The following is a 24,779-nucleotide window of genomic DNA, read 5'->3' on the forward strand; positions in this document are numbered from 1 at the left end:
GGCCTTCTCGTGTTAGGTGGATGCAAGCGGGGCAAAGATCAAGAGTTAACATCGTCCGCAATCCATTCCATTGCAACGGTCGTAGGCCCGTCATAGCAAAACGGCGCCGCAAGGGCGCCGTTCCACAAAAATATGGGCTGAAGTGCCATATCAGGCACTGACATTGCCCTTCTTTTCCTTCTGCTCGGAGTAGATGTAGAGCGGCCGGGCGCTGCCGGTCACCACTTCCTCCGAAATCACCACTTCGCGCACGCCTTCGAGCGCGGGCAGTTCGAACATCGTATCGAGCAGGATCGCTTCCATGATCGAGCGCAGGCCGCGCGCACCGGTCTTGCGCTCGATGGCGCGCTTGGCGATCGCCGACAAGGCGTTCTCGTGGAAGGTCAGGTCGACATTTTCCATCTCGAAAAGCCGCTGATACTGCTTGACCAGAGCGTTCTTCGGCTCGGTCAGGATCTGGATCAGCGCCGGCTCGTCGAGGTCCTCCAGCGTCGCCAGGACCGGCAGGCGGCCGACGAATTCCGGGATCAGGCCGAACTTCAACAGATCCTCCGGCTCGACCAGGCGGAAGACATCGCCGGTGCGCCGATCTTCCGGCGAAGCGACGACGGCGCCGAAGCCGATCGAGGTCTTGCGGCCGCGATCCGAGATGATCTTGTCCAGTCCGGCGAAGGCGCCGCCGCAGATGAACAGGATGTTGGCGGTGTCGACCTGCAGGAATTCCTGCTGCGGGTGCTTCCTGCCGCCCTGCGGCGGCACGGAGGCGACCGTGCCTTCCATGATCTTCAGAAGTGCCTGCTGCACGCCCTCGCCCGACACGTCGCGGGTGATCGAGGGATTGTCGGACTTGCGCGAAATCTTGTCGATCTCGTCGATGTAGACGATACCGCGCTGGGCGCGCTCGACATTGTAGTCGGCCGACTGCAGCAGCTTCAGGATGATGTTCTCGACGTCCTCGCCGACGTAGCCGGCTTCGGTCAGCGTCGTGGCGTCCGCCATGGTGAACGGCACGTCGATGATGCGGGCCAGCGTCTGCGCGAGCAGCGTCTTGCCGCAACCGGTCGGGCCGATCAGCAGGATGTTGGACTTCGCCAGTTCGACATCGTTGTTCTTGCCGGCATGCGCGAGGCGCTTGTAGTGGTTGTGGACTGCCACCGACAGCACGCGCTTGGCGTAGGGCTGGCCGATGACATAATCGTCGAGAACCTTGAGTATCTCCTGCGGTGTCGGCACGCCCTCGCGCGACTTCACCATCGAGGTCTTGTTCTCCTCGCGGATGATGTCCATGCAGAGCTCGACGCATTCATCGCAGATGAAGACCGTCGGGCCAGCAATCAGCTTGCGCACCTCGTGCTGGCTCTTGCCGCAAAACGAGCAATAGAGCGTGTTCTTGGAATCACCGCTGTTGTTGCCGACCTTGCTCATTTTCATGTCCTTTCATGGCCGCCCGCCGATGGTCTGGCTGAAAGGGCGCAACTTCAATCTATCGCGGGAATCCGCCGCCGCCAGTGTCCCGGCTCCCGCAACGTATTCCGTACGAAACACAAATCAGAAAACGTGGCAATGATTCGCAGCTCCCCACGCAAAGCTAAGCCGTCGAAAATCAACATAGCCTTAACGTAGGCAATCCTGACCGTCGAGGGAACAGCCAATTGTGGCCGAAATGACGCAAGACGCGCCAAAAGCGCGTAATGGTGCCATCCAACTGCCAACAAGCCCTTATGCCAGCGCTCCCTCGGCCGCCTCGCGCGACGAAATGACCTTGTCGATGAGGCCGAAGTCCCTGGCCTCGTCGGCGGTCATGAAATGGTCGCGGTCGAGCGTCTTCTCGATCTCTTCGTAGCTCTTGCCGGTGTGCTTGACGTAAACCTCGTTGAGGCGGCGCTTCAGCTTGATGATGTCCTGGGCATGACGCTCGATGTCGGACGCCTGGCCCTGGAAACCGCCGGAGGGCTGGTGAACCATGATGCGGGCGTTCGGCGTGGCGAAGCGCATGTCCTTGTGGCCCGCGGTCAGGAGCAGCGAGCCCATCGAGGCCGCCTGGCCGATGCAGAGCGTCGACACCGCCGGCTTGATGAATTGCATGGTGTCGTAGATCGCCATGCCCGAGGTGACGACACCGCCCGGCGAATTGATATAGAGGTTGATTTCCTTCTTCGGGTTCTCGGCTTCGAGGAACAGGAGCTGCGCGCAGACCAGCGTCGCCATGCCGTCCTCGACCGGACCGGTGATGAAAATGATACGCTCCTTGAGGAGGCGCGAGAAAATGTCGTAGGCGCGCTCGCCGCGATTGGTCTGCTCGACCACCATCGGAACGAGGTTCATGTAGGTTTCGACGGGGTTCTTCATTCGTTGTCTCTTATCTCGCGGTGGGATTCCGGCTCCGGGAAGCTTGGCAAGTGGGCTGGCAAGTCGGGCAGAATCGGTTCTGGATCGTTATTCTGTAAATAGGATGCCGGCTCATCCTTGTGCAAGGCCGACCCGTCCTAGCCATCTGGGTAAGTCGAATCAAGGTTTCCAGCCAAGGATTCGCAGCGGCCGACGCTTCTGCCGCTCTATAACGCACACCCCGGGTCAGCCGGGTAGCAGTTTCTTAACCGCGTCACTTAACGAAATGCGCCGAAACCGCTTTCCTCCGAAGCCGCTTCCCCTACAATCCAACGTTGAACTGTCATTGCGCCGTTCAGCAGGGGGAGTGCCATGCCTGGGAAAATCGCGTGCTTCACCATTGCCGGGCTGACCGTGCTCGGCACGATTTCGCCGACCGCGGCCGGTGGCCGCGCCGTCGAATGCTATGAGCCGGTCCGTTCGCCTGCCGTCTACGACACGGTCTACGAGGACGTGATGGTCAGCCCGCCAGGCCAGCATGTAGACTACGACCCGCCCATCTACGGCACGCGCGAACGCGTGGTGATGACCGTTCCGGCCCAGGTGAGCTACGAGGTCGTGCCCGCCGTCACCCGCACCGTCTACCATACGGTCCAGGTCGATGATGGCGGATATTCCTGGGAATGGCGCGTCATCCATGGCCGCAGGGTGCTGTGCAAGGTCTGGCACAAGGCGCGCTACGAACGCGTCGCCGAGACCGTGGTGGTCCAGCCGGAGCGCACACGGCGCATCGTCATTGCGGCGCAGTATGACCGGATCGCCGAGGAAGTGCTGGTTCGGCCCGAGCAAAGGCGCGTCGTCGATATTCCCGCCTCTTACCAGACCGTCGCAAGGCGCGTTCTGGTGCGCGAAGGGTCGTCAGGCTGGCGGCGCGTGCATATACCAAGGCATTGCCAGGACTAGCGACATAGACGACCCCACGACGGTTGTTGGATTTCAACCGGAAGTGTAGCCTGCGCGCAACGGAAACCTGTTTTGGGCCGAGCAATGCGCGACCTGGAAATTTCCAACCAGGAACTGTCGGATATTGCGGAAGAAGCCTTGGGGCTGGCCAAAAGCTATTGGGCGTCTCTCGAAGGGCGTCGGGCATATCCCTCGACCACCGGCGAGGACACGGCCGAGCTGTTCTCGCGGCCGTGGCTGGAGAACGGTCGTGGTCGGGAAATCCTGCAGGATTTCAAGTCGATAGCGGAGCATGCGCGCCCCGGCACCGGCAGGTTCTTCGGTTACGTCGTTGGCTCGGGCGAACCGATCGGCGCGCTGGGGGAATTGCTGGCCGCCGTGCTCAATCAAAACGTTACGTCATGGCGGTCGGCGCCGGCGGCGACATCGATCGAACGCGCCGTCGTCGGATGGTTGGCCGAGGCCGTCGGCTGCGCCGGATTTACAGGCAGCCTGTGCGGCGGCGGCTCGATGGCTAACCTCATGGCGCTGGCGATGGCGCGGGAAGCGAAGCTGCCCGCCAACGAAACGGGCGTACAGCCATGCGTGGTCTATGCTTCCGAGCAAGTGCACATGTCGATACCAAAAGCCGTCGCATTGCTGGGCATCGGCAGAAAAATCTGCGCCTGATCCCCGTCGACGACAAATTCAAGATGCGGACGGATGCCCTCCAGGCAGCCATAGCCGCCGACCGCGAGGCCGGAAACGTGCCTATCGCCATCGTGGCCACGGTCGGCACCATCGTTTCCGGCGCTATCGATCCCCTCCTTGAAATCGCGGACGTTGCCCGCAGGGAGGCGCTGTGGATGCATGTCGATGGTGCCTATGGCGGGATGGCGGCTCTGGCGGCGCCGGAAAAGTTCCAAGGTCTGTCCTTTGCGGATTCGCTGTCGCTCGACGCGCACAAATGGCTGTATCAACCACTCGATTGCGGCTGCCTGCTCAACCGTCATCCAGACGTCGCGCGCACGACTTTCTCGCATAGCGACGACTATGTCAGGATATTGAGCGAAGATCCCACCGAAGCATTTGCGTTCTTTGAGGAGTCGATCGAGCTGTCCCGACGCTTCCGCGCGCTGAAACTCTGGATGTCGCTCCAGTTTCACGGACGCGGTGCCTATCGCGAAGCCATCAGGCGCGATCTCGACCATGCGCAAATATTGGCGCAAACAATCGCGCTGCACCCAGAGCTGGAGCGGCTTGCGCCCGTGTCGCTGAGTGCGGTCTGTTTCCGTCACCGCTCGAAGGACAATGAAGCAATCCTCCGACGCGTGATCGCGCGCGGCCGGGTGTATCTGTCGAATGCGACGATCAATGGTCAGTTCGTGCTGCGGGCTTGTTTCGTCAATCACCGGACGACTCCGGATGACGTACGGGCCATTGTATCGGAAGTCATTGCCGCCGCCGAAGAGCTCAATCGCTGAGCCGCCGAGACCTTCCGCAGTCGCGCCGGCTGGCTCAACTCATAGGCTATCGGGCGCCAACATACGGTCTGGAATGAGGCTGGCAAGCCGGGCTATGGGTCTGCATGACCAAATCGACGCTACCCTATCTGGCCTTTGATCCAGTCACCCGCCACCTGCGGCTCGACCCGCACGAGCCAGCTTTCTTCCTCAACCCCTACGAGGCCTATGCACACCTACACGGCCTATCGAATGCGTTTTTCTGGGAGGAGTTCGGTTTCTGGTGCTTTGGCGGCTTCGACGACGTCGACCGGCTGCTGCGCGACCGCCGCTTCGGCCGCCAGAGCCCGGCTGGCATTCCCGACAGTCGGGGCGTCGGCCAAGACAGAAGCCATCTCAAGGCTTTCGACGGCATCGAAGCGAACTCCATGCTGGAGCTGGAACCGCCGGTGCACACCCGGCTGCGAACGCTGGTCAATCGCGCCTTCGTCTCGCGCCAGGTCGAACGGCTACGGCCGCGTGTCGAAGCGCTCGCCAATGAGCTGATCGACCGTTTCGATCCGGCCGGCCCGGTCGACCTCTTGCCCGCCTTCGCAGCGCCTTTGCCGATCACCATCATCGCCGAAATGCTCGGCGTGCCTGTCGAGATGGGGCCGCAACTGCTCGACTGGTCACATCAAATGGTCGCCATGTACATCCATGGCCGCACCCGCGAGACCGAGGAAACGGCCAACCGCGCCGCGGGCGAATTTGCCGATTTCCTGCGCGGCTATATCACCGAACGGCGCAAGAACCCGGGTGACGACCTGCTGTCGCTGCTGATCTCGGCGCAGGAAGACGGCCAAAAACTGTCGGAGGACGAGATGGTGTCGTCGGCCATCCTGTTGCTCAACGCCGGCCATGAAGCGACCGTGCATCAGACCGGCAATGCGGTGCGCTCGATCCTGGCGCAACAGGGCGATCCGCGCCGCTTCTTCACCTCTCTGGAAGCAACTGCGGCAACAGTCGAGGAATGCCTGCGCCTCGACGCACCGCTGCACATGTTCACCCGATACGCCTATCAGGAGATCGAAGTGGCGCCAGGCATCGTCGTGCAGCCGGGCCAGACGATCGGGCTCTTGCTCGGCATGGCCAATCACGACCCGCGCGCCTTTGCCGACCCGCAGGACTTCCGGCCGGACCGGGCAGACCAGAAGAACGTGTCCTTCGGCGCCGGCATCCATTTCTGCATCGGCGCGCCGCTCGCCCGGCTCGAATTGCAGGTGTCGCTGAAGACGCTGTTCGACCGCCAACCAAAGCTCCATCTTGCCGAAAGCCCGCGCTTCCGCGACACTTACCACTTCCATGGGCTGGAAACGCTCGCCGTCGGCTTTTGAACGGTCGCGGGCCTGGGGCTGCGCGATGAGACTGTTTTCCAAACTGGCGACGGCGTTCGCATCGGCATTGCTATGCGCATGCCTGGCGCACGCCCAAGCGCAGCAGCCGGAAAACATCCCGCAGGAAAACAGCGATACCATCGCCAGGGCGATGGCGGTTGGCCTACTGCAGCGCCAGACGGGCGCGGCCGTGCCCGCGGATAAGTTCTGGGCCTATGAAGTCGACTTTAATCTCGACGGTCTGTCCGAAATCTACGCCTACGTCGCGGATCCCGCTTGCGATGGCGCCAAATGCGGGCTTTTCCTGTTCGTGCTGGAAGGCGATGGCTACCGAGAGGTTCTCGGCGACATCCCCGGTGCGAGGCTGACGCCTCCAGACAGGGTCGCGCTCGGCGCTTTCAAGCGCAACGGCTTCATCGACCTGCAACTCGACCAGAAGCTGTTTGGCTGGACCGGCGACCGCTACGCTGAAGTCTCGACCTTCCCCGCCACGTCGCTCGACGGCGCCGTCTTCATCGCCGCCTGCCAAAAAAGCAAATCCAGCGAACAGCCGGAAGAAGTTGAGGCCGAGCGGGTTGCCGGTGAATGCCAGTGCCAGTTCAATCGGCTCAAGGCGATCGGTTTCACCCAGGCCGACCTTGACCAATATGCCGCCTCGCTGGGCGAGAATTTCGAGTATCCCAGCGGCGACAAGGAGAAAGCCTGGCAAGCCGTCAGCACGCAGGCAAGCGACACCGCAACCGGCTGCGACGTCGTCAGCGGCAAGAGCCAGTGGCAGCCGGCCTACTTCAACCATGGCGACCAGCCGCAACAGAGGCTCGATTTCAACGACTTCATCGCCGCCTGCCCGGCCCAGGAGTTCATCCTGACCAACCGCAAGGTCGGCTCGCCGGACCGCGCACTCAGCCTCTGCGGCTGTCTGGCGCGGGAAATGCCGACCCAGGGTGTCGCCCAGGAAGGGCTGGACCTGTTGACGCAATATTATCGCGACGAGATTGCCGACGCCGATCTCGAAGCCCAGGACGCCAATTTGCTGACCGCCCACGACAAGGCCTCGGAAGCCTGCCTCGGCCAGTTTCCGGCGAAGTGATCACAGCTTGATCACATACTCCTTGCGTGTCGTTTCAAGCACTTCCCAGCTGCCCTTGAAGCCCGGCCTCAGCACGAAACTGTCGCCTGCCCTGACCGTGCGCGCCTCGCCGCCCTCTTCCGCGATTATCGAGACCCCGGACAGGATGTGGCAGAATTCCCATTCGTCATAGACGATGCGCCACTTGCCGGGGGTGGATTCCCAGACGCCGGCGTAGAGGCCGTCATCCCGCTCCTCGACATTCCAGGTGCGGAATTTTGGATCGCCCGAGATCAGCCGATCCGGCGCCGGTGCGCCGGATTCGGGTTCGACGCTGTCGGTCGATACTGTAAGGTAATGCGCGGACAAGACTTGCCTCCCACAGTGAGTCAGTAGTCAGTAGTGATTAGTGAGTGGTGAGTGGTGAGTGGTGAGTGGTGAGTGGTGAGTGGAAGCGTTCCCGTCGACGCTCGGGTGGCTAGTCACTACTAACTACTGACTACTAACTACTGACTACTGACTACTCACTACTTCAAAAATCAGACCTTGGCGAGCGCCTGTTCCAGGTCGGCGACGATGTCGGTGACATCCTCGATGCCGATGGAAAGCCGCACGGTATCCGGACCGGCACCGGCCTTGACCTTCTGCTCGTCGGAAAGCTGGCGGTGCGTGGTCGACGCCGGGTGGATGACCAGCGACTTGGTGTCGCCGACATTGGCCAGATGCGAGAACAGTTCGAGCGCCTCGACGAACTTGACGCCGGCCTCATAGCCACCCTTGAGACCGAAGGTGAACACGGCGCCGGCGCCAAGCGGCGAATATTTCTTCTGCAGCGCATTGTTCTTGTCGCTGGGAAGACCGGGATAGTTCACCCAGGCGACCTTGGGATGGTTGGACAGCCAGCCGGCGACGGTGACCGCGTTGTCGCAATGGCGCTGCATGCGCAGCGGCAAGGTTTCGAGGCCGGTCAGGATGAGGAACGCGTTGAACGGCGAGATCGCCGGGCCGAGATCGCGCAGGCCGAGCACGCGCGCGGCAATGGCGAAAGCGAAATTGCCGAAGGTCTCGTGCAGCACGAGGCCGCCATATTCGGGGCGCGGTTCCGACAGCATCGGATATTTGCCCGACTTCGACCAGTCGAAGGTGCCGCCATCGACGATGACGCCGCCGATCGAATTGCCATGGCCGCCGATGAACTTGGTCAGCGAATGGACGACGATGTCGGCGCCGTGCTCGATCGGCCGGATCAAGTAGGGCGAGGCCAGCGTGTTGTCGACGATCAGCGGCAGGCCGTGCTTGCGGGCGATTTCGCCGATCTTCTCGATGTCGACGAAGGTGCCGCCAGGATTGGCCAGGCTCTCGATGAAGATCGCCTTGGTCCTGTCGTCGATCTGGCTTTCGAAGGTCGAGACATCATTGGCTTCGGCCCAATGCACCTCCCAGCCAAAATTCTTGAAGGCATGGCCGAACTGGTTGATCGATCCGCCATAGAGCTTATTGGCGGCAACGAAATTGTCGCCCGGCTGCATCAGATTGTGGAACACGATCACCTGCGAGGCGTGGCCGGATGCCACCGCAAGGGCAGCCGTGCCGCCTTCGAGTGCGGCGACGCGCTCTTCGAGCACGGCCTGCGTGGGGTTCATGATGCGGGTGTAGATGTTGCCGAAGGCCTTCAGGCCGAAGAGAGAGGCGGCATGGTCGGCGTCGTCGAAGACGAAGGACGTGGTCTGGTAGATCGGCGTGGCGCGCGCGCCGGTGGCCGGATCGGGCTTGGCGCCGGCATGGACGGCGAGCGTATTGAAACCGGGCGTACGGGTCACGGAAACCTCCCTAAAAAAACCTTCTGAAAATCGCCGGGCATTCTTGGCGAAGCCCGGCACGGAATGCAAAGAAGAAAATACCCTTCGGCGTGGGACCTTCGACCAAGCCGCAGGAAAATGCAGCATTTTCCGGAATAATTTTGCGCCTTAGCCCATAGCCTATTTCTGGCGCACGCCAAAACTCTGGAAGCCCTGGCGCATCAGCGGCTTCTTCGACGACAGGACGCCGGAATTGACCCCGGTCCAGCCGATCTCACCGGAGAGCTTGCCGTACTCGATCTTGGGGCAGCGGTTCATCACCACCTTGATGCCGGCGGCCTCGGCGCGCGCGGCTGCTTCGTCATGGCGCACGCCAAGCTGCATCCAGATCACTTTCGGCAGCGGATCGAGCAGCAACACCTGGTCGACGATGCCGGGCACCGCCGCCGGGGCGCGAAAGATGTCGACCATATCGATCGGCTCCGGAATGTCGGCCAGCCTGGCATAGGTCATGCGGCCAAGGATTTCCTTGCCGGCCTGGCCAGGATTGATCGGAAACACCGAAAACCCCTTGGCCAGCAGGTATTTCAGCACGAAATAGCTTGGCCTGACGTCATTGGCCGAGGCGCCGACCATGGCGATGGTCTTCACCGAATTGAGGATGCCGCCGATGTAGGTGTTGTCGTAGCTATCGTGATTCATGCCTCGTCCTCATACAACGCCTCGGTGAGAAAACCATCCGGGTCATTGCTGAAATCGCGCAGCATGCGGAAATGGTCCGTGTCGCGAAAGTCGGCGAGCTCGAGCCCGAACCGGCTGATGCGGAACAGCCGCGCGCCGGGACAGGCCATCAGCAGCGGCGAGTGGGTCGCCATGATCACTTGCGCGGTGCCCGACTGGTCCATGCGCCGCAGCATCTTGAGCAGTTCGATCTGGCGCGACGGGGAGAGCGCGCTTTCGGGCTCGTCGAGGATATAGATGCCTTGCCTGCGGCAGCGTTCCTCGAAAAAGCGGATGAACCCCTCGCCATGCGACCATGACAGGAAATCCGGCGGCGCCTCGCCCGAATCCAGCGCTGCCTGATCCAGATAGCGGGCGACGGAATAGAAGGATTCGGCGCGGAAGAACCAGCCGGCGGTGACCTTCGGCAGCCAATGGCCACGGAACGTGTTCGCCAGCGCGGCGCCACTCTTGTCGATGGCGCCGGAATGGTCGACCGGCCTGTAGCCCTTGCCACCGCCGGCCTCGTCGTAACCGGCCAGCGCGCCGATCGCCTCGAGCAAGGTGGATTTACCGGTGCCGTTCTCGCCGACGATGATGGTGATCGGCGTGGTGAATTCGAGCTCGAAGGCGCGGCCGCGAAACAGCGGCAGGTTCCACGGGTATTTTTCCCAATCGTTCACGCGCTCGGGATCGAGCAGGACGCGTTTGAGATAGGGGGCCTTGAGCCGCGTCAGCTGCTTGCGGTGGGCCATCAATTGGTCAGCATCGCTGGGGCTGCATCATTCGGGCAGCGAAATCGTGCCGTCTTCCGCGATCGGAAAGGCCGGATTGTGCGCCACTTCCCAGACATGGCCGTCGGCGTCGGCAAAATAGCCGTACCAGCCGCCCCAGAAAGCACTTCCGGCCGGCTTGACGATGCGGCCGCCGGCTTTTTCCGCCATGGCGAGCACTTCGTCGACCTCGGCATCAGAGCGGGTGTTGTAGGCGAGATAGACGGCGGACGGCGCCCCGGTGAAGGAGACGCCGGAATCCTGCTCGGCGCTTTCGCGCGGGAACAGGCCGAGAATGACGCCCCCCATCTGGAAGAAGGCGACGCCTTCGGTGATGCCGGCATGCCGTTTCAAGCCCATCGCCTCGTAAAAGCGCACCGCGCGATCAAGATCGTCGGTCGCGATGGTGATGATGGAGATGCGCGGTTCCATGAGTGCGTCTCCCTTACTCGTCCGTCCATTCCGGCTTGCGCTTGCCGATGAAGGCGCCGATGCCCTCCTGCGCGTCGCGCGCCAGCATGTTCTCGACCATCACGCGGCCGGTATAGGCATAGGCGTCCGCCAGTCCCATCTCGGCCTGTGCGTAAAAGGCTTCCTTGCCCGTCTTCACCACCAAAGATGATTTGGAAGCAATGGTTTGTGCGTATTTGGTGACAATCTGATTCAGGTACTCGCGCGGCACGACGCGGTTGACCAGGCCGAAGTCCTTGGCGGTGGCAGCATCGATCGTCTCACCGGTCAAGAGCATCTCCATCGCCTGCTTGCGCGAGACATTGCGCGACAACGCCACCATCGGCGTCGAGCAGAACAGGCCGATATTGACGCCCGGCGTGCAGAAGGTCGCTTCGTGCGAGGCGATCGCCAGGTCGCAACTGGCGACCAGTTGCAGCCCGGCGGCCGTCGCCAGGCCGTCGACCTCGGCGATGACAGGCAGTGGATGCCGCACGATCGTCTGCATCAACGTAGCGCAAGCGGCAAACGTCTCTTCGAAGAAGGCCTTGCCGCGATCGGCGTCGGCACGCCGCGCGGTCATCTCCTTGAGGTCATGGCCGGCGCAGAACACCTTGCCTGCCGCCGATAGAACGATGACGCGCACGGCCTTGTCGGCCTTGGCGCGTTCGAGTTCCGCCGTCAGCGCCGCCATCACCGCCAGCGACAGGGCGTTGGCGGGCGGGTTGGCCAGCATGAGGCGTAGCACGCCCTTGTCCAGCCGGGTCGCGACCGGCCCCTCGACAGCGGCAGGCTTGATGGCAAGGATTTCGGCCATGGTTGAGGTCTCCGCGATTCCGCTCGGGCTGCCTGAGTATCAGGTACCGGACTATCTAATATCGGATCGGGTTTCGTCCAACACCGATTGCTTGCGCCAGAGGGACGGAGGTGTTGCAAGAAATACCGTCCTGCGCCCATACAGGCTTGGCACAGAACGAGAGCCCGACATGCCCGCCCAGACCAAACTCGAGCCGGTGCTGACCGCAGCACAAGTCAATACGCTGATGGAAACCGAGTTTCCGCAGCTTAACGAAAGAGTCGCGGCCTATGAGGCGATCGACGTTTTCCCGGGCGGCTGCATCGTGCGGCTCAATGCCGGCGAACAGCATTTGCGTCCCGGCGGCACCGTGTCGGGCCCTGCCCTGTTCACGCTGGCCGACATAGGCGGCTATGTCTGCGTGCTCAGCCATGCCGGGCCGGATGCGCTCTCCGTCACCACCAACCTCAACATCAACTTCGTCCGCAAGGCCGGGACAGGACCGATCGATGGCCACTGCCGCATCCTGAAGCTGGGAAAGAGCCTGATGGTGTTCGACATCGACATCGTCGCCGGCGAGGGCGGACACACGATCGCGCACGCGACGGGGACCTATTCGATCCCGCCGAAGCGATCCTGACGATTGAATTCCATTCAATGTGTATATATATGCGCATAGGTGATTTTTGCTCGAGCGAGACAGTCGTAAAATCGTGAAGCGCCTCAAGGAGGAAGGGTTCGAGCTCATTTCACGCGGCTCGCACAACAAATTTCGGAAAGGCGAGATCGTGTTGATTGTTCCGCACCCTGAGAAGGATCTGCCGACAGGTACAGCTCGCGCCATAGCCAAGCAGGCTGGTTGGATCAGGTAAGGGGATCGCAATGAAGAACTATTTCGCACTGGTCGACAAAGATCCGGACAGTGCCTTCGGCATACGCTTCCCTGACATTCCCGGCTGTTTTTCCGCCGCGGATGCAGCGGAAGACATCGTACCCAACGCCGTCGAAGCCTTGCAGTTATGGGCGGAGGACATGCCTGTTCCAGAACCGTCCAGCCACGAAGCGATTGTCGCCCTTCCCAATATCCGCAATGCGCTTGCCGAAGGCGGTTATCTGGTCTCGGTCCCCCTCATCGACAATGATAGCGCAGTCGTCAGGGCGAACGTGACTTTCGAGCGCGGCGTTTTGCGGGCGATCGACGCCGCGGCACGCGAGCGTGGCATTACGCGATCGGCGTTCCTTTCAAGCGCCGCTCGCCGGGAAATCGAAGCAAAGCATTGAGATCGTCCGGGAATCGATCGCAAATCGATGTGGTAAAATAATACCTTTTACACAAGCGCCTGTTTTTGCTTAATTTTTCTTGATATTCGGCTTTTCGATCGCCTTGACGCGCTCCCCACCCTCGCCTATAAGCCGTCACGAAGCAGCGGCCCGCAAAGGCCGCCGTTTTGTTATTGGCGGCGGGCAAGTGCTCATCGCCAATCCAAGCAACAAGAAACGCCTTCTCTATTGTTTTGGGGAAGGTCCAAACCGAGAGCAGAAAACATGACAACCTTTTCGCAGAAGCCTGCGGATGTGGTGAAGAAGTGGATCCTGATCGACGCCGAGGGTCTCGTCGTCGGCCGTCTCGCCACTGTCATCGCCAATCATCTTCGCGGCAAGCACAAGCCGACCTTCACCCCGCATGTCGACGACGGCGACAACGTCATCGTCATCAATGCCGACAAGGTGGTGTTCACCGGCAAGAAGTTCACCGACAAGGTTTATTACTGGCACACCGGCCACCCCGGCGGCATAAAGGAGCGCACCGCGCGCCAGCTGCTCGAGGGCCGTTTCCCCGAGCGTGTCGTCGAGAAGGCCGTTGAGCGCATGGTGCCGCGTGGCCCGCTTGGCCGTCGCCAGATGAAGAACCTGCGCGTTTATGCAGGTGCCGAGCATCCGCATGTCGCCCAGCAGCCAGAAGTCCTCGACGTGGCCAAGCTGAATTCCAAGAACAAGAAGGTCGCATAAGATGGCTGAGCTTTCCTCGCTCGCAGAACTGGGCGCCGCCACCGGCAACACCAATACGCAGGCCGCGGCACCCGTCCACGTCCAGAAGCTCGACAAGTCGGGCCGCGCCTATGCCACCGGCAAGCGCAAGAACGCCATCGCGCGCGTCTGGGTGAAGCCGGGTTCCGGCAAGATCGTCGTCAACGACAAAGAATTCGCGACCTATTTCGCGCGTCCGGTCCTGCAGATGATCCTCAACCAGCCGATCATCGCTTCGAACCGTGCGGGCCAGTACGACATCGTCGCCACTGTCGTCGGCGGCGGCCTCTCCGGCCAGGCCGGTGCTGTGCGTCACGGCATCTCCAAGGCGCTGACCTACTATGAGCCTGCGCTGCGCGCCGTGCTCAAGAAGGGCGGCTTCCTGACCCGCGACAGCCGCGTCGTCGAGCGCAAGAAGTACGGCAAGGCGAAGGCCCGCCGCTCCTTCCAGTTCTCGAAGCGCTAAGCGCTCCGCAGTTTGGACAATCGAAAAGGCCGCCTCCGGGTGGCCTTTTTGTTTGCGGCTCGGCAGTCACCCCACCCGCGCCTGCGGCGCGACCTCCCCATCAAGGGGAGGTAGAAGAGCGCGTGTCGGGATTCGTGACCGTCCAAAAACCTGGCGCCCTACCTCCCCTTGATGGGGAGGTCGGCGCAGAGCGCCGGGTGGGGTGATGGCGCCAGCGTCGGATTTCCTGGTTTTCCTAGTTGATGCTGGCGGTGCTGGCGGCCTCAACCGGCCGTACCTCATCGGAATAAGGCACGCGGTAGCCGTTCGCCGCCAGCCAGCCGATTGCCGCCTTCGGTTCGTCGGTCTGGATGATGGTGGCGCCGCGGTCGGCCCAAAAACCCCAGGCTTCACGCGGCAGGCTGGCCTGCACCGCCAGTTCGTCGCCACGGCCGCCGGCCAGGAAGCCGCCCGGCTTGCCAACGATGGCATAGGTGTCGGCCCAGATGTGCCAGTTGCCGCGCACCGCCGCCGCCCGCATGCGCGTGCTGAACAGCGGCCCGCCGGTCTCGGTAAGGGTCTGCGCGCCTGCCCGCCAGTTGATCAGCTCGATCGCGCGCGGCGCAAAAGCGTGGTCGACCGTCTCGGCGAAACCGGCATCATGCACCGCGTCATCGGCGATGATCGGCATGAACTGGACGCCGCCGATCGCAGCCATGGCGGCCTTTACCGCGGTGATCCTGCCCTGGTTCCACAGGTTCTCCTTGACGATGACCTGATCCGCCATGCCGAGATCGCGGGCCACCGCGATCATGCCCGGCAGGTCGCCGATCTCGAGCTTGTTGTCGAGGTTGATGAGGATCCTGTCCCTGGTCGCCATCAGCATTTCGCGCAGCGTCGAGACCGTCTCGCTGGTGACAGTGCCGGTGCCCTCGACCACCAGCCGGCAGGCCTTCAGTTCGGCCAGCGTGTAGTTGACCACCTCGCCCCTGCAGGTCGTGGTGCGGTCGAGCCAACTGTCATGCATCACGACGAACTCGCCGTCCTTCGAGCGCCTGATGTCGACCTCGACGATCTCGGCGCCCATGGCGATCGAGCCTTCGACAGCCGCGAGTGAATTTTCCGCATAGAGCGTCTTGCCGGCCTGCATGCTGCCGGCGCGATGCGCGGCCACCAGGACGTGGTCGCGCCACTGATTGGCGTGTTCGAAGCGGTCGAGGCTCGCCGGCCAAGGCCTGTCCGCAGGCGGCCGCGAGTGCCGTGGAAAACAGAACGCTCAGCCAGATGGTCCGCATCGAGAATCGCTCCTTGCCGGATCGAGATCCGGATAAGCGATGCCCGTGACATCCAGGTGAACGAAGCCGGCTAGCGGAATGCGTGCTGGCCGGTGCGTCAGAGGCGTTTCGCTCGCCGGCGAAACCATGCCATCGCCGGCATCTCGACGAAGCGCCAGGTGATCCAGGATAGCGCGATGGTGGCAGCGAGCATGAGAACGATCGCGGCTATCCCGACCCAACCGGCACCGAAACCGGTCGCAGGTTGGCCGCGCAGCACGATGTCGCCGACAAGGCCGAGGCCGAGCTTGCGCTCGACGAGCCCGGCGACATTGATCAGCCGCGCCTGGACGAAGATATGGACCATGTAGATCGAGTAGGACAGCGCGCCGAGCGTCAGCATGAACGGCGCCCTCAGCAGAGTTGAAATCCAACCGCCTTCGTGGGCGAACAGAAACAGCGCCAGCGCGAACACCAGTGGTGCCGCGATGCCAAAATCATTGCTGCCCGCCAGCGAGACAAAAAGAACGATGACCGCCACCATGACGATTTCGGCAAGGGTCCAGCTCATCCGTGGGCCGCTGCTGACGAGAACCTGTCGCGCCCCTGCAATGGAATCATGCTGAAACCAGGCCAGCACGGCGCCGAGCGAGAAGCCGTAGAAGCAGCGGATGAAGCCGAAATCATAGGACACATCCATATGATGCGTGGAGAAGCCGAGCAGGAACAGGGGCGCGGTGACGGCCGCGGCAACGAACCATATCCAGGCACGCGCGCCGGCGACGAAGACGACGCCAGCGAACAGGAGATAGGTGAAGAACTCCGCCGAAATGCTCCAGCTTGGTGCATTCCAGGTCAGTCGATCCTCGAAGCCGACACCTTGCAGCAGGAGAAGATTGGCAAGCAGGCTTTTCAGGTCGAACCCGCCGGTGAACGGAGCAGCGCCGGCGCCATGCAGTTGCGGCAGCATCAGCCGCAGCAGTTCGAACCCGGCAAAGGCCGCGAGCATGATGAAATGCAGGGGATAGATGCGGCCGAAACGCACCAGCGCGAAGCGAGCGACCTCATCCGGCTGGCTCAGGCGGTCGGCGTAGCTGCTGGCGATGACGAAGCCGGAAAGGACGAAGAAGAAGTCGACAAAAAGATAGGACGAACCGATGAAACGGCTCTGCGAGATCACCGAAGCGGTCGGGAAGTGAAACAGCGCCACCAGCAGGGCGCAGATGCCACGCCACGAATCGAGAACCAAGAAGCGTTCGCCGGCGATCGTGCCGGCGTGGGTCGACACCACGGCACGGGACGGATTAAGAAACGCTGTTTGCGTCATGATGGTACAAATCCTGTCTTGCCGTGGCACCCGGGTGGCGCCGTTTCGTCTCCCCAAGCTGTGACTGGCATCTTCCGTGCCGGTTCTGTAGTTGTTGCACCCCGATGAAAACCGAGGACCAGTAATGGCGACCAAGACCATCGACCATGCCTTCACAGCCCGCTCCAAAACGGGCGCTGCGTTCGAGCCGACCTATTCCGGCGCGCTGTCGTTCATGCGGCGCAAATACACGAAGAACGTGAAGGGCGCGGACGCGGTCGTGTGGGGCATTCCGTTCGACGCCGCCGTCACCAACCGGCCAGGCGCGCGCTTCGGGCCGCAGGCTATACGCCGTGCCTCGGCGATCCTCGACAACGATCCCCAATACCCGTTTTCGCGCGACCTGTTCGAGCACCTCGCGGTGATCGATTATGGCGATTGCCTGCTCGATTCAGGCAACCACCAGAAGACGCCGGGCACGATCGAGCGCGAAGCGGCCAAGATCCTGAAGTCCGGCGCCTTCTTGCTGACGCTAGGCGGCGACCATTTCGTCACCTGGCCGCTGCTCAAGGCGCATGCCGCAATCCACGGGCCGCTCGCCCTGGTGCAGTTCGACGCGCATCAGGACACCTGGGAGGACGACGGCAAGCGCATCGACCACGGCTCCTTCGTCGGCCGCGCGGTCAAGGAAGGCATCATCGATCCCGACCGGTCGATCCAGATCGGCATCCGCACCCATGCCCCCGACACGTTCGGGATCAAGATTCTCCATGGCCATGAAATCGAGGAGATGCGCGCGTCCGACATCGCCTACGCCATCGTCGACCGCACCGGCGGCAAGAAGACATATCTGACATTCGACATCGACTGCCTTGATCCGGCCTATGCGCCCGGCACCGGCACACCGGTTGCAGGCGGGCCGTCCTCGGCGAAGATCCTATCGACGCTGCGGCAGCTCAACCAGGTCGATATTGTCGGTGCCGATGTCGTGGAGGTTGCGCCGGCCTACGATCACGCCGATATAACGGCGATTGCCGGCTCGATGGTGGCCATGCAGTATCTCGGCCTGCTGGCGGAGCGAAAGGCCCGGCTCGAAGAGCTGAACAACGGCAACCACAACGGTGCCGCGGTGAATCATGGTAACGGCATATAGTCTTGAGATTTCAGGGAATTTGATCAGGCAATGAAACCGAAAATCTTCATCGACGGCGAGCACGGCACCACCGGCCTGCAGATCCGGGCGCTGCTTGCCGAGCGCGGCGACCTCGAGATCATTTCCATTCCCGCCGAGCGCCGCAAGGAAACGGCCGCACGCGCCGAATTCCTCAATGCCGCCGATATCGCGATCCTGTGCCTGCCGGACGACGCGGCGAAGGAAAGTGTCTCGCTGATCATCAATGACACCACCAAGGTCATCGATGCGTCGACCGCGCATCGCGTGGCCGAAGGCTGGGCGTATGGTTTTGCTGAAATGGACAGGGATCAGGCGAAGACGATCGCTTCGGCCAAGCGTATCGCCAACCCCGGCTGCTGGCCGCAGGGACCGATCGCGACGCTGCGGCCGCTGGTCACCGCCGGCCTGCTGCCGGCGGATTTCCCGGTCACCGTTAACGGCATTTCGGGCTATTCGGGCGGCGGGCGTCCGATGATCGAGGATTATGTCACCAAGGGCGAGGATGCTTCGGAGTTCCTGCCCTACGGCCTCACCCTGCAGCACAAGCACGTGCCGGAATTGCGGGCCTATGCGAAGCTGTCGCATGACCCGATCATGCAGCCGGCGGTGGGCAATTTCGCCCAAGGCATGATCACCGTGGTGCCGCTGCAGCTCGGCGGCCTCGACCACGTGCCGAGCGGTGCCGAGCTGCATGCCGCGATTGCCGACCATTTCGCCGCGATCAAGGGTGGCGTGGTCGAGGTGGCGCCTTACGCGCATCTGGAGCGCATGCCGGAAATCGATCCGGAGATTTACAACAGCACCAACCGCATGAAGGTCTACGTCTTTGCCAACGACAAACGCGCGCAGGCACTGCTGCTGGCGGTCTACGACAATCTCGGCAAGGGCGCGTCGGGTGCTGCCGTCCAGAACATGGACCTGATGCTCGGGCTCTAAAGCGCGTCTATGCATGTCGTTCTCTCAAAACCGGGCCACTTTTGAGCGACATGCATTAATGGACGCACCAGCCATCCCGGCGCGCTGGAAGGTCAGCGCGCCAGAACTCATCGCCGAGACGCTTTCGAGCCGCATCTGGAAGGTGCGGCGCGAGGACGGCTCGCCGGCCGTCGTCAAGGCGCTCAAGCCTTTCGACGACGTCGCCGACGAGTTGCGCGGCGAGCACTTCCTTGCCTGGCGGCGCGACGAAGGCGCGGTGCGCCTGCTTGGCCGCGACGGTCACAGCATGCTGCTCGAATTTGCCGGCGAAACACTGCTTTCCAAGGTTCTCGATGAGCAAGGCGACGAAATCGCCACCGAAATCGCCGCCGAGGTGATGGCAAGGCTGCTCTCGCCATCGAAGCACTCCTTCCCGTCCGAGCTTCAGCCGCTCAGGGAGCGGTTCGCCAGCCTTTTCAAGAAAGCCGCAACCGATCGCGCCAACGGCCACGGCAGCCTGTATGTCGAGGCTGGCGAAATTGCCGAACGGCTGTTGTCCAACCCTCACGATGTCAGGCCGCTCCACGGCGACCTGCACCACGAGAACATGCTGCATGGCCCGCGCGGCTGGCTGGCTATCGATCCGAAGGGCGTGCTCGGCGACCCCGGCTTCGACGCCGCCAACATGTTCTACAATCCGCTCGATCGTGATGCACTCTGCCTCGATCCGGAGCGGATCGCGCATATGGCCGAAGTCTTTGCCATGACGCTGAAGCAGACACCCGCAGCGATGCTGGACCACGCCATCGCCTATGGCTGCCTGTCCGCGGCCTGGCATCACGAGGACGACAATGCGGTCGAGGAGAACCGCGAACTGTCGATAGCCGCGGCGATCCGGACGGTGCGAGCCACCTTCTAAGTCCGCGGACGGTAGCGCTAATCGCCTGCCGACGCCGATAAGGCTGCCAAGGCAGCCCCAGAGCCAGTCCACCCCGTCCGCCGCATGCGCCAGGCGGAATTCGACGGCGAGAAGACCTCGCGGTCCAACGAATTCTGGATGTGATCGACCGATCGGCTCGAGATCAGGTCCGGAGCGCAACCTGGTGCGGCAGGGGGTAAGCACCCTTGGTGCCGCGCCAATGCGCGGCGGCAAAGCCCAGCACGATCAGCGCCAAACCCTGGTGCGTCAGCGCCATATGCAGCGGCACCTGCATCAGCAGCGTACCGATGCCGATCGAGGCCTGCACCAATACCAGCACAAACAGCAGCGTCGCGCGGCGCGCATGGGTTGAGCCCGGCAGCCGCCGACGCGTCGCGATCATGTGCCAGAGAGCGACGGCGAAGACCGTGTAGGCACCGAGCCGGTGGACGAACTGCACCGTCTTCGGGCTCTCGAAGAAATTGCGCCATGCCGGCTCGAGGATCAGCAGATCGCCCGGGATTATCCTGCCGTCCATCAGCGGCCAGGTGTTGTAGCTCATGCCGGCGTCGAGGCCGGCGACCAGGCCGCCGAGATAGATCTGGATCAGCGCCAACAGCACGAGGAAGCCGGCCAGGCGCTGCGTCGAGCGATCGGCGGCGGGTTCGGAATGCGGCGCCAATCCACGCGCCACGACCATGGTGGCGGTGAAGATCAGCGCCGCCAGCGTCAGGTGCGTCGCCAGCCTGTACTGGCTCACCGACACGCGGTCGACCAGGCCCGAGGCCACCATCCACCAGCCGATCGCCCCCTGCAAACCACCGAGGAGCAGAATGCCGACCAGCTTAGGCCCGAGGCCGCGCTCGATGCGGCGCGTCGCCCAGAGGGCCAGCAGCGGCACGGCAAAGACCAGGCCGACGCTGCGTGCCAGCAGGCGATGTGCCCATTCCCACCAGAAGATCGACTTGAACGCCTCGATGCTCATCCCCTTGTTGAGCTCGGTGTATTGCGGGATCTGCTGGTAGCGCTGGAATTCCTCTTGCCACTCGGCGTCGTTGAGCGGCGGGATGACGCCATGGATCGGCTGCCATTGCGTGATCGACAGGCCGGACTCGGTAAGGCGGGTGGCGCCGCCGACCAGCACCAGCGCGAACAGAACCAGAAGCACGACATAAAGCCAGCCGCGCAGCAGTGCGCGGTTGTGCAGGTCGCGGTCGCGGGCCACGTACGGCGCGGCGGCTGAAATGGCAGCCATGATCTATTCCCGGCAGGTTGAGGTCGCGGATTGGTGGACCATCGCACCCGTGCTGGCAAGACCGTCCGGCGCGGCACGCCGTCGCGCCATCCGCCGCGGGTTGCGCGTGCCCCGCGTTCGGCTTAAGCGAGTGCAATCAACGAGGCCAAGCCATGCCCATTCGCCTGAAAAAGCTGATCGGAATGTTCCTGCTGGTGGCACTGGTCATCATCTATGCGCTGGTCGCATCGATCTTCGCGGTCGCCCGGCTGTCGGAGTCCGGTGCGCTGGTGCAGTTCCTGTTCTTCCTGCTCAGCGGCCTGCTCTGGGTGCTGCCGGCGATGGGCATCATCAAATGGCTGATGCTGGAGCCGCGGGCCAAGCGCTGAGCTTTGGCCTGGGCTTAGCCAGGCAAACCGTCAGATCGTCACAACCATCTTGCCGGCATTGGCGAGCGGCGTCGTCACGCCCGACAGCATGGTGCGGATGTGGGCGAGGCTCTGGTAGCGGCCGTTGACCGAGAGGCGCGGTAAGGCATGCGGGAAGCCAGCGTGCTCGGCGCGCAGCACGCCGTGGCGGGTCGTCACCGCGGAGGCATAGCCGGCATCACGGGCAAAGCCCACTTCGCGGCAGCCGGCGGCACTGGCATAGCCATAGGGGTAGGCGAAATGACGGGGCTCGGCGCCAAGCTCAGCCCCCAACATGTCCTTCACAGCGCCGATCTCGTGCCGTGCGCCGGCCTCGGAAAGCCGCTTCAGATTGCTGTGATTGATGGTGTGGGCACCGATCGTCACCAGCGGGTGCGCCGCGATGGTGCGGATCTCATCCCAGTTCATCAACGTGCGCCGGCGCGACGCATCCACGTCGATGCCATTTGCACTGGCCAGTTCGCGCAGCACGGTCCGCAAGTCTTCCTCGCGAACTTCGGTGGTGAAGTAGGTGTGCAGCCGGGCGATGGCCTGGTGTTTCCTGGCGGGGGTCTTGCAAGCGATCAGCACCGGGCCGTTCGAGGTCGCCAAGGTCAGGCTGTCGGACGCGTTGACGATGTCCTCGACCACGTCCCACCACAGATCGGCGGTGCCGTCGATCAGCCCCGGCGCGACATAGATGGTGATCGGCGCGCCGTGCTTTTCCAGCACCGGCAGAGCCTCGGTCAAATTGTCCCGGTAGGCGTCGTCGGCGGTGATGGTGGCGAACCGGCCACCCTTGCCGCCTGCCTTGATGCGCTCGATCGCCTCGTCCATCGAAACGAAGGCATAGCCGCCCGCCTTCATGTCGGCGATCATGGCGTCGAGGAAGTTGGGCGAGATGTTGAGGTGCCGGTTGACGCTATCGGGCTTTTCGGGCGTCGCCGTCACGCGGTGCAGCATCAGGATGGCGCCGATGCCGCCGACAAACGGCCTGGCTAGTGGTGCAAGGCCGGTATAGCGGGCGACGTTGAGCGCCAGTTTCCGGATTGCCTCCCCGCCGTCGATCATTCATTCACCTTTTGCGCCTAGGCTGATCCAAGCACAGAATACGCCTGAGCGAACCCCAAATCGGGATCAATACGCCCTAAGGATTGAGGTATGGTTGACGCATCGGCGTCATTTGACGGCAATCGGCTCACGGCGACCGAAGCCTCGCCACGGGCCCTGCCGAAAGATGCCGCGGGGCTGTCGGTCTGGGTTGCCGGCGCCGAAGCGCTCGCGGCCTATGCGGGGTTCTGCCGCTCTGCGCTCTGCGCTCCGGCACAGGGCGCGATATGGATCCTGAACTGGGCCGCGCAGGTCAGGCCCGATCCGATCGTCGCGACGCTCGCTCTCGAAGGCAAACCGGTCCTGGCGCTGGCGCTGGAGGTGACCCGCCGCGGCCCGTGCCGGGTCGCCCGCTTCATGGGCGGCAGGCACGCCAACGGCAATTTTGCCGCCGCCGACCCGCAATGGCTGGCCAGGGCGGATGTCGCGGCCATCCGGACGTTGCTTGCCGCCATTGCCAGGGCGCGCCCCGACATCGATCTCATCGCGCTGGAACGACTGCTGCCCGATCTCGACGGCGTCGCCAATCCATTGGCATCGCTCGATCATTTTGCCAGCCCCAACCTTGCGCTGGCCGTCGATCTCGACGGCGGCTTCGACGCGTTGCTGGCGCGTGCGAGCGGCAAGCGCAAACGCAAGAAGCATCGCTCGCAGACACGCAAGTTCGAGGCCGTCGGCAGCCATCGGCGCATCACGGCCGCCACGCCGGACGAGGTGGACAGGCTGCTCGACGCCTTCTTCGAAATGAAGGAATCCCGCTTCCGCAAGATGGGCATTGCCAACGTCTTCGGCGACGACCACACGCGCGCTTTCTTCCGGGCATTGTTCGGCCAAGCCCTGGCCGAACAAAAACCCTCCTTCGTGCTGCACGGGCTGGAGGTTGCCGGCAGGCTGCGCGCCGTCACCGGATCGAGCTTTTTGGGCAAACGCGTGATCTGTGAGTTCGGAGCGATCTCCGAGGACGATCTCGCTCACACCAGTCCCGGCGACTTCCTGTTCTTCGACAACATCCAGGAAGCCTGCGAGACCGGCTTTGAGGTCTATGATTTCTCCGTCGGCGACGAGCCCTACAAGCGGCTGTGGTGCGATATCGAAACGCGGCATTTCGAGGTGCTGGTCCCGCTGACGCTGAAGGGCCGCGCGCTGGCACAGGGGCTTCGCCAGGGCACGCGACTGAAGGCTTTCGTCAAGAACAGCCCGGTGGTCTGGAAGCTGACCAAGATGCTGCGCCGCAAGGCCGCTGGACAGCCGGCGCCCGCCGCCGTCGAAGACGACAGCTAGGCTTGCCGCGGCTTGCTTCGGAGGGCCTCGACCTCGAAGCATGACGCCGATGCAAGCGACTGGCCAAGACCGGTCATCTCTGCTGAAATCCTTCGACCACAACCTCGCTGCGAAATGAGCATCATGAAGCCGACCATCCGCGCGCTGTCGCTTCAAGAACTGGCGGTCCTCGTCGACTGGGCGGCTGCCGAGGGCTGGAATCCCGGCCTTGAAGATGCCGCGATGTTCAAGGCAGCGGATCCAGAGGGCTTCATCGGTGCCTTTGTCGGAAACGAAATGGCCGCTGCGATCTCGGCTGTGGCCTATGGGCACGATTTCGGTTTCATCGGTCTCTATATCTGCCGTCCGGACATGCGCGGCAAGGGTTACGGCAAGATGGTGTGGACCGCGGGCATGGACCGGCTGGCCGGGCGCACCATCGGGCTCGATGGCGTCGAGGAGCAGCAGGCCAACTACCAGAGCAAGGGATTCACGCCGGTCTACGAAACCATCCGCTACAGCGGGCGCCCCACAGCCGCGTCCATCGGCGCCGAGCGGCCTCGCATGGTGACGGCGCAACTGATGCCCGACATCATCGCCTATGACGCACTTTGCTTTCCCGCATCCCGGAGTTCCTTCCTGCGGCGATGGGTGCAGCCGCCGCACCATGCGCTGGCGGCGATCACACCGGGGGGAATGGCGGGCTACGCGGTGGCGCGATCCTGCCGCAGCGGCTTCAAGATCGGCCCGCTTTTCGCCGACGACATGCAGACCGCGGTCGGATTGCTCGAGGAACTGGCGAGCATATGCGAGGATGGCGACCTGAACATCGACGTACCGGCCACCCAGGTGGATTTCATCGCGGCACTCGGCGCGGCGGGTTTCTCACCGACCTTCACCACCGCTCGCATGTACAAGGGCCCGCCGCCGAAGCTCGACGCCAACAGGATATTCGGCGTGACGACGCTTGAACTCGGATAGTCCGAAGCCT

27 protein-coding genes and 1 pseudogene are annotated in these 24,779 nt (G+C 62.9%); 16 read left to right on the forward strand and 12 right to left on the reverse strand.

Annotated elements, in window-relative coordinates; genetic code table 11:
- Positions 1–150 precede the first annotated feature (150 nt).
- Both clpX and clpP read right to left on the reverse strand, forming a co-directional pair.
- Positions 151–1,425: an ATP-dependent Clp protease ATP-binding subunit ClpX gene (gene clpX / locus X741_RS162190; protein ID WP_013532190.1), complete on the reverse strand. Its 1,275-nt coding sequence runs from the start codon at positions 1,423–1,425 to the stop codon at positions 151–153.
- A gap of 294 nt (positions 1,426–1,719) precedes the next feature.
- Positions 1,720–2,349 (reverse strand): ATP-dependent Clp endopeptidase proteolytic subunit ClpP, encoded by a 630-nt coding sequence (gene clpP, locus X741_RS162185; RefSeq protein ID WP_013895939.1) that lies wholly within the window; start codon positions 2,347–2,349, stop codon positions 1,720–1,722.
- 351 nt (positions 2,350–2,700) lie between these two features.
- Between clpP and X741_RS162180 the strand changes: the two genes are divergently transcribed.
- From X741_RS162180 to X741_RS162170, 5 genes are all read left to right on the forward strand, one after another.
- Positions 2,701–3,291, forward strand: a complete 591-nt coding sequence (locus X741_RS162180) for a hypothetical protein (RefSeq protein ID WP_023776327.1) — start codon at positions 2,701–2,703, stop codon at positions 3,289–3,291.
- Between the two features lie 84 nt (positions 3,292–3,375).
- On the forward strand, positions 3,376–3,960 hold the full coding sequence (locus tag X741_RS1000000171395) for a pyridoxal-dependent decarboxylase (RefSeq protein ID WP_280940326.1): 585 nt from the start codon (positions 3,376–3,378) through the stop codon (positions 3,958–3,960).
- Complete coding sequence (locus tag X741_RS1000000171400) at positions 3,873–4,754, forward strand: pyridoxal-dependent decarboxylase (RefSeq protein WP_280940327.1); 882 nt, start codon at positions 3,873–3,875, stop codon at positions 4,752–4,754. The genes X741_RS1000000171395 and X741_RS1000000171400 overlap by 88 nt, the downstream gene beginning before the upstream one ends.
- Positions 4,755–4,858: 104 nt before the next feature.
- Positions 4,859–6,109 (forward strand): cytochrome P450, encoded by a 1,251-nt coding sequence (locus tag X741_RS162175; protein WP_023776328.1) that lies wholly within the window; start codon positions 4,859–4,861, stop codon positions 6,107–6,109.
- A 25-nt stretch (positions 6,110–6,134) separates the two neighbouring features.
- Entirely contained in the window at positions 6,135–7,199 is a 1,065-nt protein-coding gene (locus tag X741_RS162170; protein ID WP_023776329.1) for a hypothetical protein, read from the forward strand.
- On the opposite strand, the gene X741_RS162165 is transcribed toward X741_RS162170, so the two are convergent.
- The 6 genes from X741_RS162165 to X741_RS162140 all read right to left on the reverse strand — a co-directional run bounded on the left by X741_RS162165 (position 7,200) and on the right by X741_RS162140 (position 11,737).
- Positions 7,200–7,547: a cupin domain-containing protein gene (locus X741_RS162165; protein WP_023776330.1), complete on the reverse strand. Its 348-nt coding sequence runs from the start codon at positions 7,545–7,547 to the stop codon at positions 7,200–7,202. It abuts the gene before it with no gap.
- Between the two features lie 170 nt (positions 7,548–7,717).
- A complete protein-coding gene (locus tag X741_RS162160) occupies positions 7,718–8,998 on the reverse strand; it encodes an O-acetylhomoserine aminocarboxypropyltransferase (RefSeq protein ID WP_023776331.1) in 1,281 nt (426 codons plus the stop codon).
- 159 nt (positions 8,999–9,157) lie between these two features.
- On the reverse strand, positions 9,158–9,679 hold the full coding sequence (locus X741_RS162155) for a CoA-binding protein (protein ID WP_023776332.1): 522 nt from the start codon (positions 9,677–9,679) through the stop codon (positions 9,158–9,160).
- Entirely contained in the window at positions 9,676–10,452 is a 777-nt protein-coding gene (locus X741_RS162150) for an AAA family ATPase (RefSeq protein ID WP_023776333.1), read from the reverse strand. The genes X741_RS162155 and X741_RS162150 overlap by 4 nt, the downstream gene beginning before the upstream one ends.
- 27 nt (positions 10,453–10,479) lie before the next feature.
- Positions 10,480–10,902 (reverse strand): VOC family protein, encoded by a 423-nt coding sequence (locus X741_RS162145; protein ID WP_023776334.1) that lies wholly within the window; start codon positions 10,900–10,902, stop codon positions 10,480–10,482.
- Between the two features lie 13 nt (positions 10,903–10,915).
- Entirely contained in the window at positions 10,916–11,737 is an 822-nt protein-coding gene (locus X741_RS162140) for an enoyl-CoA hydratase (RefSeq protein ID WP_023776335.1), read from the reverse strand.
- A gap of 169 nt (positions 11,738–11,906) precedes the next feature.
- On the opposite strand from X741_RS162140, the gene X741_RS162135 reads away from it, so the two are divergent.
- From X741_RS162135 to rpsI, 5 genes are all read left to right on the forward strand, one after another.
- Positions 11,907–12,356 (forward strand): PaaI family thioesterase, encoded by a 450-nt coding sequence (locus X741_RS162135; protein WP_023776336.1) that lies wholly within the window; start codon positions 11,907–11,909, stop codon positions 12,354–12,356.
- A 46-nt stretch (positions 12,357–12,402) separates the two neighbouring features.
- The gene (locus X741_RS162130) at positions 12,403–12,588 is read left to right on the forward strand and encodes a type II toxin-antitoxin system HicA family toxin (RefSeq protein WP_023776337.1); all 186 of its coding nucleotides are present in this window, start codon (positions 12,403–12,405) and stop codon (positions 12,586–12,588) included.
- Between the two features lie 10 nt (positions 12,589–12,598).
- Positions 12,599–12,997: a type II toxin-antitoxin system HicB family antitoxin gene (locus tag X741_RS162125; RefSeq protein ID WP_023764106.1), complete on the forward strand. Its 399-nt coding sequence runs from the start codon at positions 12,599–12,601 to the stop codon at positions 12,995–12,997.
- Positions 12,998–13,261: 264 nt separating this feature from the next.
- A complete protein-coding gene (gene rplM / locus X741_RS162120; RefSeq protein ID WP_010915638.1) occupies positions 13,262–13,726 on the forward strand; it encodes a 50S ribosomal protein L13 in 465 nt (154 codons plus the stop codon).
- A 1-nt stretch (position 13,727) separates the two neighbouring features.
- On the forward strand, positions 13,728–14,210 hold the full coding sequence (gene rpsI / locus X741_RS162115) for a 30S ribosomal protein S9 (protein ID WP_013895952.1): 483 nt from the start codon (positions 13,728–13,730) through the stop codon (positions 14,208–14,210).
- Positions 14,211–14,445: 235 nt separating this feature from the next.
- Here the strand turns inward: rpsI and X741_RS01000000166205 are convergent.
- Both X741_RS01000000166205 and X741_RS162110 read right to left on the reverse strand, forming a co-directional pair.
- A pseudogene (locus tag X741_RS01000000166205) lies at positions 14,446–15,484 on the reverse strand (glycerophosphodiester phosphodiesterase family protein).
- A gap of 97 nt (positions 15,485–15,581) precedes the next feature.
- A complete protein-coding gene (locus X741_RS162110; protein WP_023776338.1) occupies positions 15,582–16,790 on the reverse strand; it encodes an acyltransferase in 1,209 nt (402 codons plus the stop codon).
- Positions 16,791–16,914: 124 nt separating this feature from the next.
- Between X741_RS162110 and speB the strand changes: the two genes are divergently transcribed.
- Genes speB through X741_RS162095 form a run of 3 tightly spaced genes read left to right on the forward strand, consistent with a single transcriptional unit; the run spans position 16,915 to position 19,777 of the window.
- Positions 16,915–17,922, forward strand: coding sequence for an agmatinase (gene speB / locus X741_RS162105; protein WP_023776339.1), 1,008 nt, complete (start codon positions 16,915–16,917; stop codon positions 17,920–17,922).
- Between the two features lie 30 nt (positions 17,923–17,952).
- On the forward strand, positions 17,953–18,879 hold the full coding sequence (gene argC, locus X741_RS162100) for an N-acetyl-gamma-glutamyl-phosphate reductase (protein ID WP_023776340.1): 927 nt from the start codon (positions 17,953–17,955) through the stop codon (positions 18,877–18,879).
- Between the two features lie 58 nt (positions 18,880–18,937).
- On the forward strand, positions 18,938–19,777 hold the full coding sequence (locus X741_RS162095) for an aminoglycoside phosphotransferase family protein (protein WP_023776341.1): 840 nt from the start codon (positions 18,938–18,940) through the stop codon (positions 19,775–19,777).
- Between the two features lie 163 nt (positions 19,778–19,940).
- Here the strand turns inward: X741_RS162095 and X741_RS162090 are convergent, their stop codons facing one another.
- The gene (locus tag X741_RS162090; protein ID WP_023776342.1) at positions 19,941–21,032 is read right to left on the reverse strand and encodes a COX15/CtaA family protein; all 1,092 of its coding nucleotides are present in this window, start codon (positions 21,030–21,032) and stop codon (positions 19,941–19,943) included.
- Between the two features lie 152 nt (positions 21,033–21,184).
- Between X741_RS162090 and X741_RS162085 the strand changes: the two genes are divergently transcribed.
- A complete protein-coding gene (locus X741_RS162085) occupies positions 21,185–21,400 on the forward strand; it encodes a DUF2842 domain-containing protein (protein ID WP_013895959.1) in 216 nt (71 codons plus the stop codon).
- Positions 21,401–21,430: 30 nt separating this feature from the next.
- Here X741_RS162085 and X741_RS162080 read toward each other — a convergent pair whose 3' ends face one another.
- Complete coding sequence (locus tag X741_RS162080) at positions 21,431–22,489, reverse strand: polysaccharide deacetylase family protein (protein WP_023776343.1); 1,059 nt, start codon at positions 22,487–22,489, stop codon at positions 21,431–21,433.
- A 90-nt stretch (positions 22,490–22,579) separates the two neighbouring features.
- On the opposite strand from X741_RS162080, the gene X741_RS162075 reads away from it, so the two are divergent.
- Both X741_RS162075 and X741_RS162070 read left to right on the forward strand, forming a co-directional pair.
- Positions 22,580–23,809 (forward strand): GNAT family N-acetyltransferase, encoded by a 1,230-nt coding sequence (locus tag X741_RS162075; RefSeq protein ID WP_023776344.1) that lies wholly within the window; start codon positions 22,580–22,582, stop codon positions 23,807–23,809.
- Positions 23,810–23,932: 123 nt separating this feature from the next.
- Positions 23,933–24,769: a GNAT family N-acetyltransferase gene (locus tag X741_RS162070; protein WP_023776345.1), complete on the forward strand. Its 837-nt coding sequence runs from the start codon at positions 23,933–23,935 to the stop codon at positions 24,767–24,769.
- Positions 24,770–24,779: the final 10 nt, after the last annotated feature.

The organism is Mesorhizobium sp. LNHC221B00, assembly GCF_000502935.1.
Taxonomy (GTDB): Bacteria; Pseudomonadota; Alphaproteobacteria; order Rhizobiales; family Rhizobiaceae; genus Mesorhizobium; species Mesorhizobium opportunistum.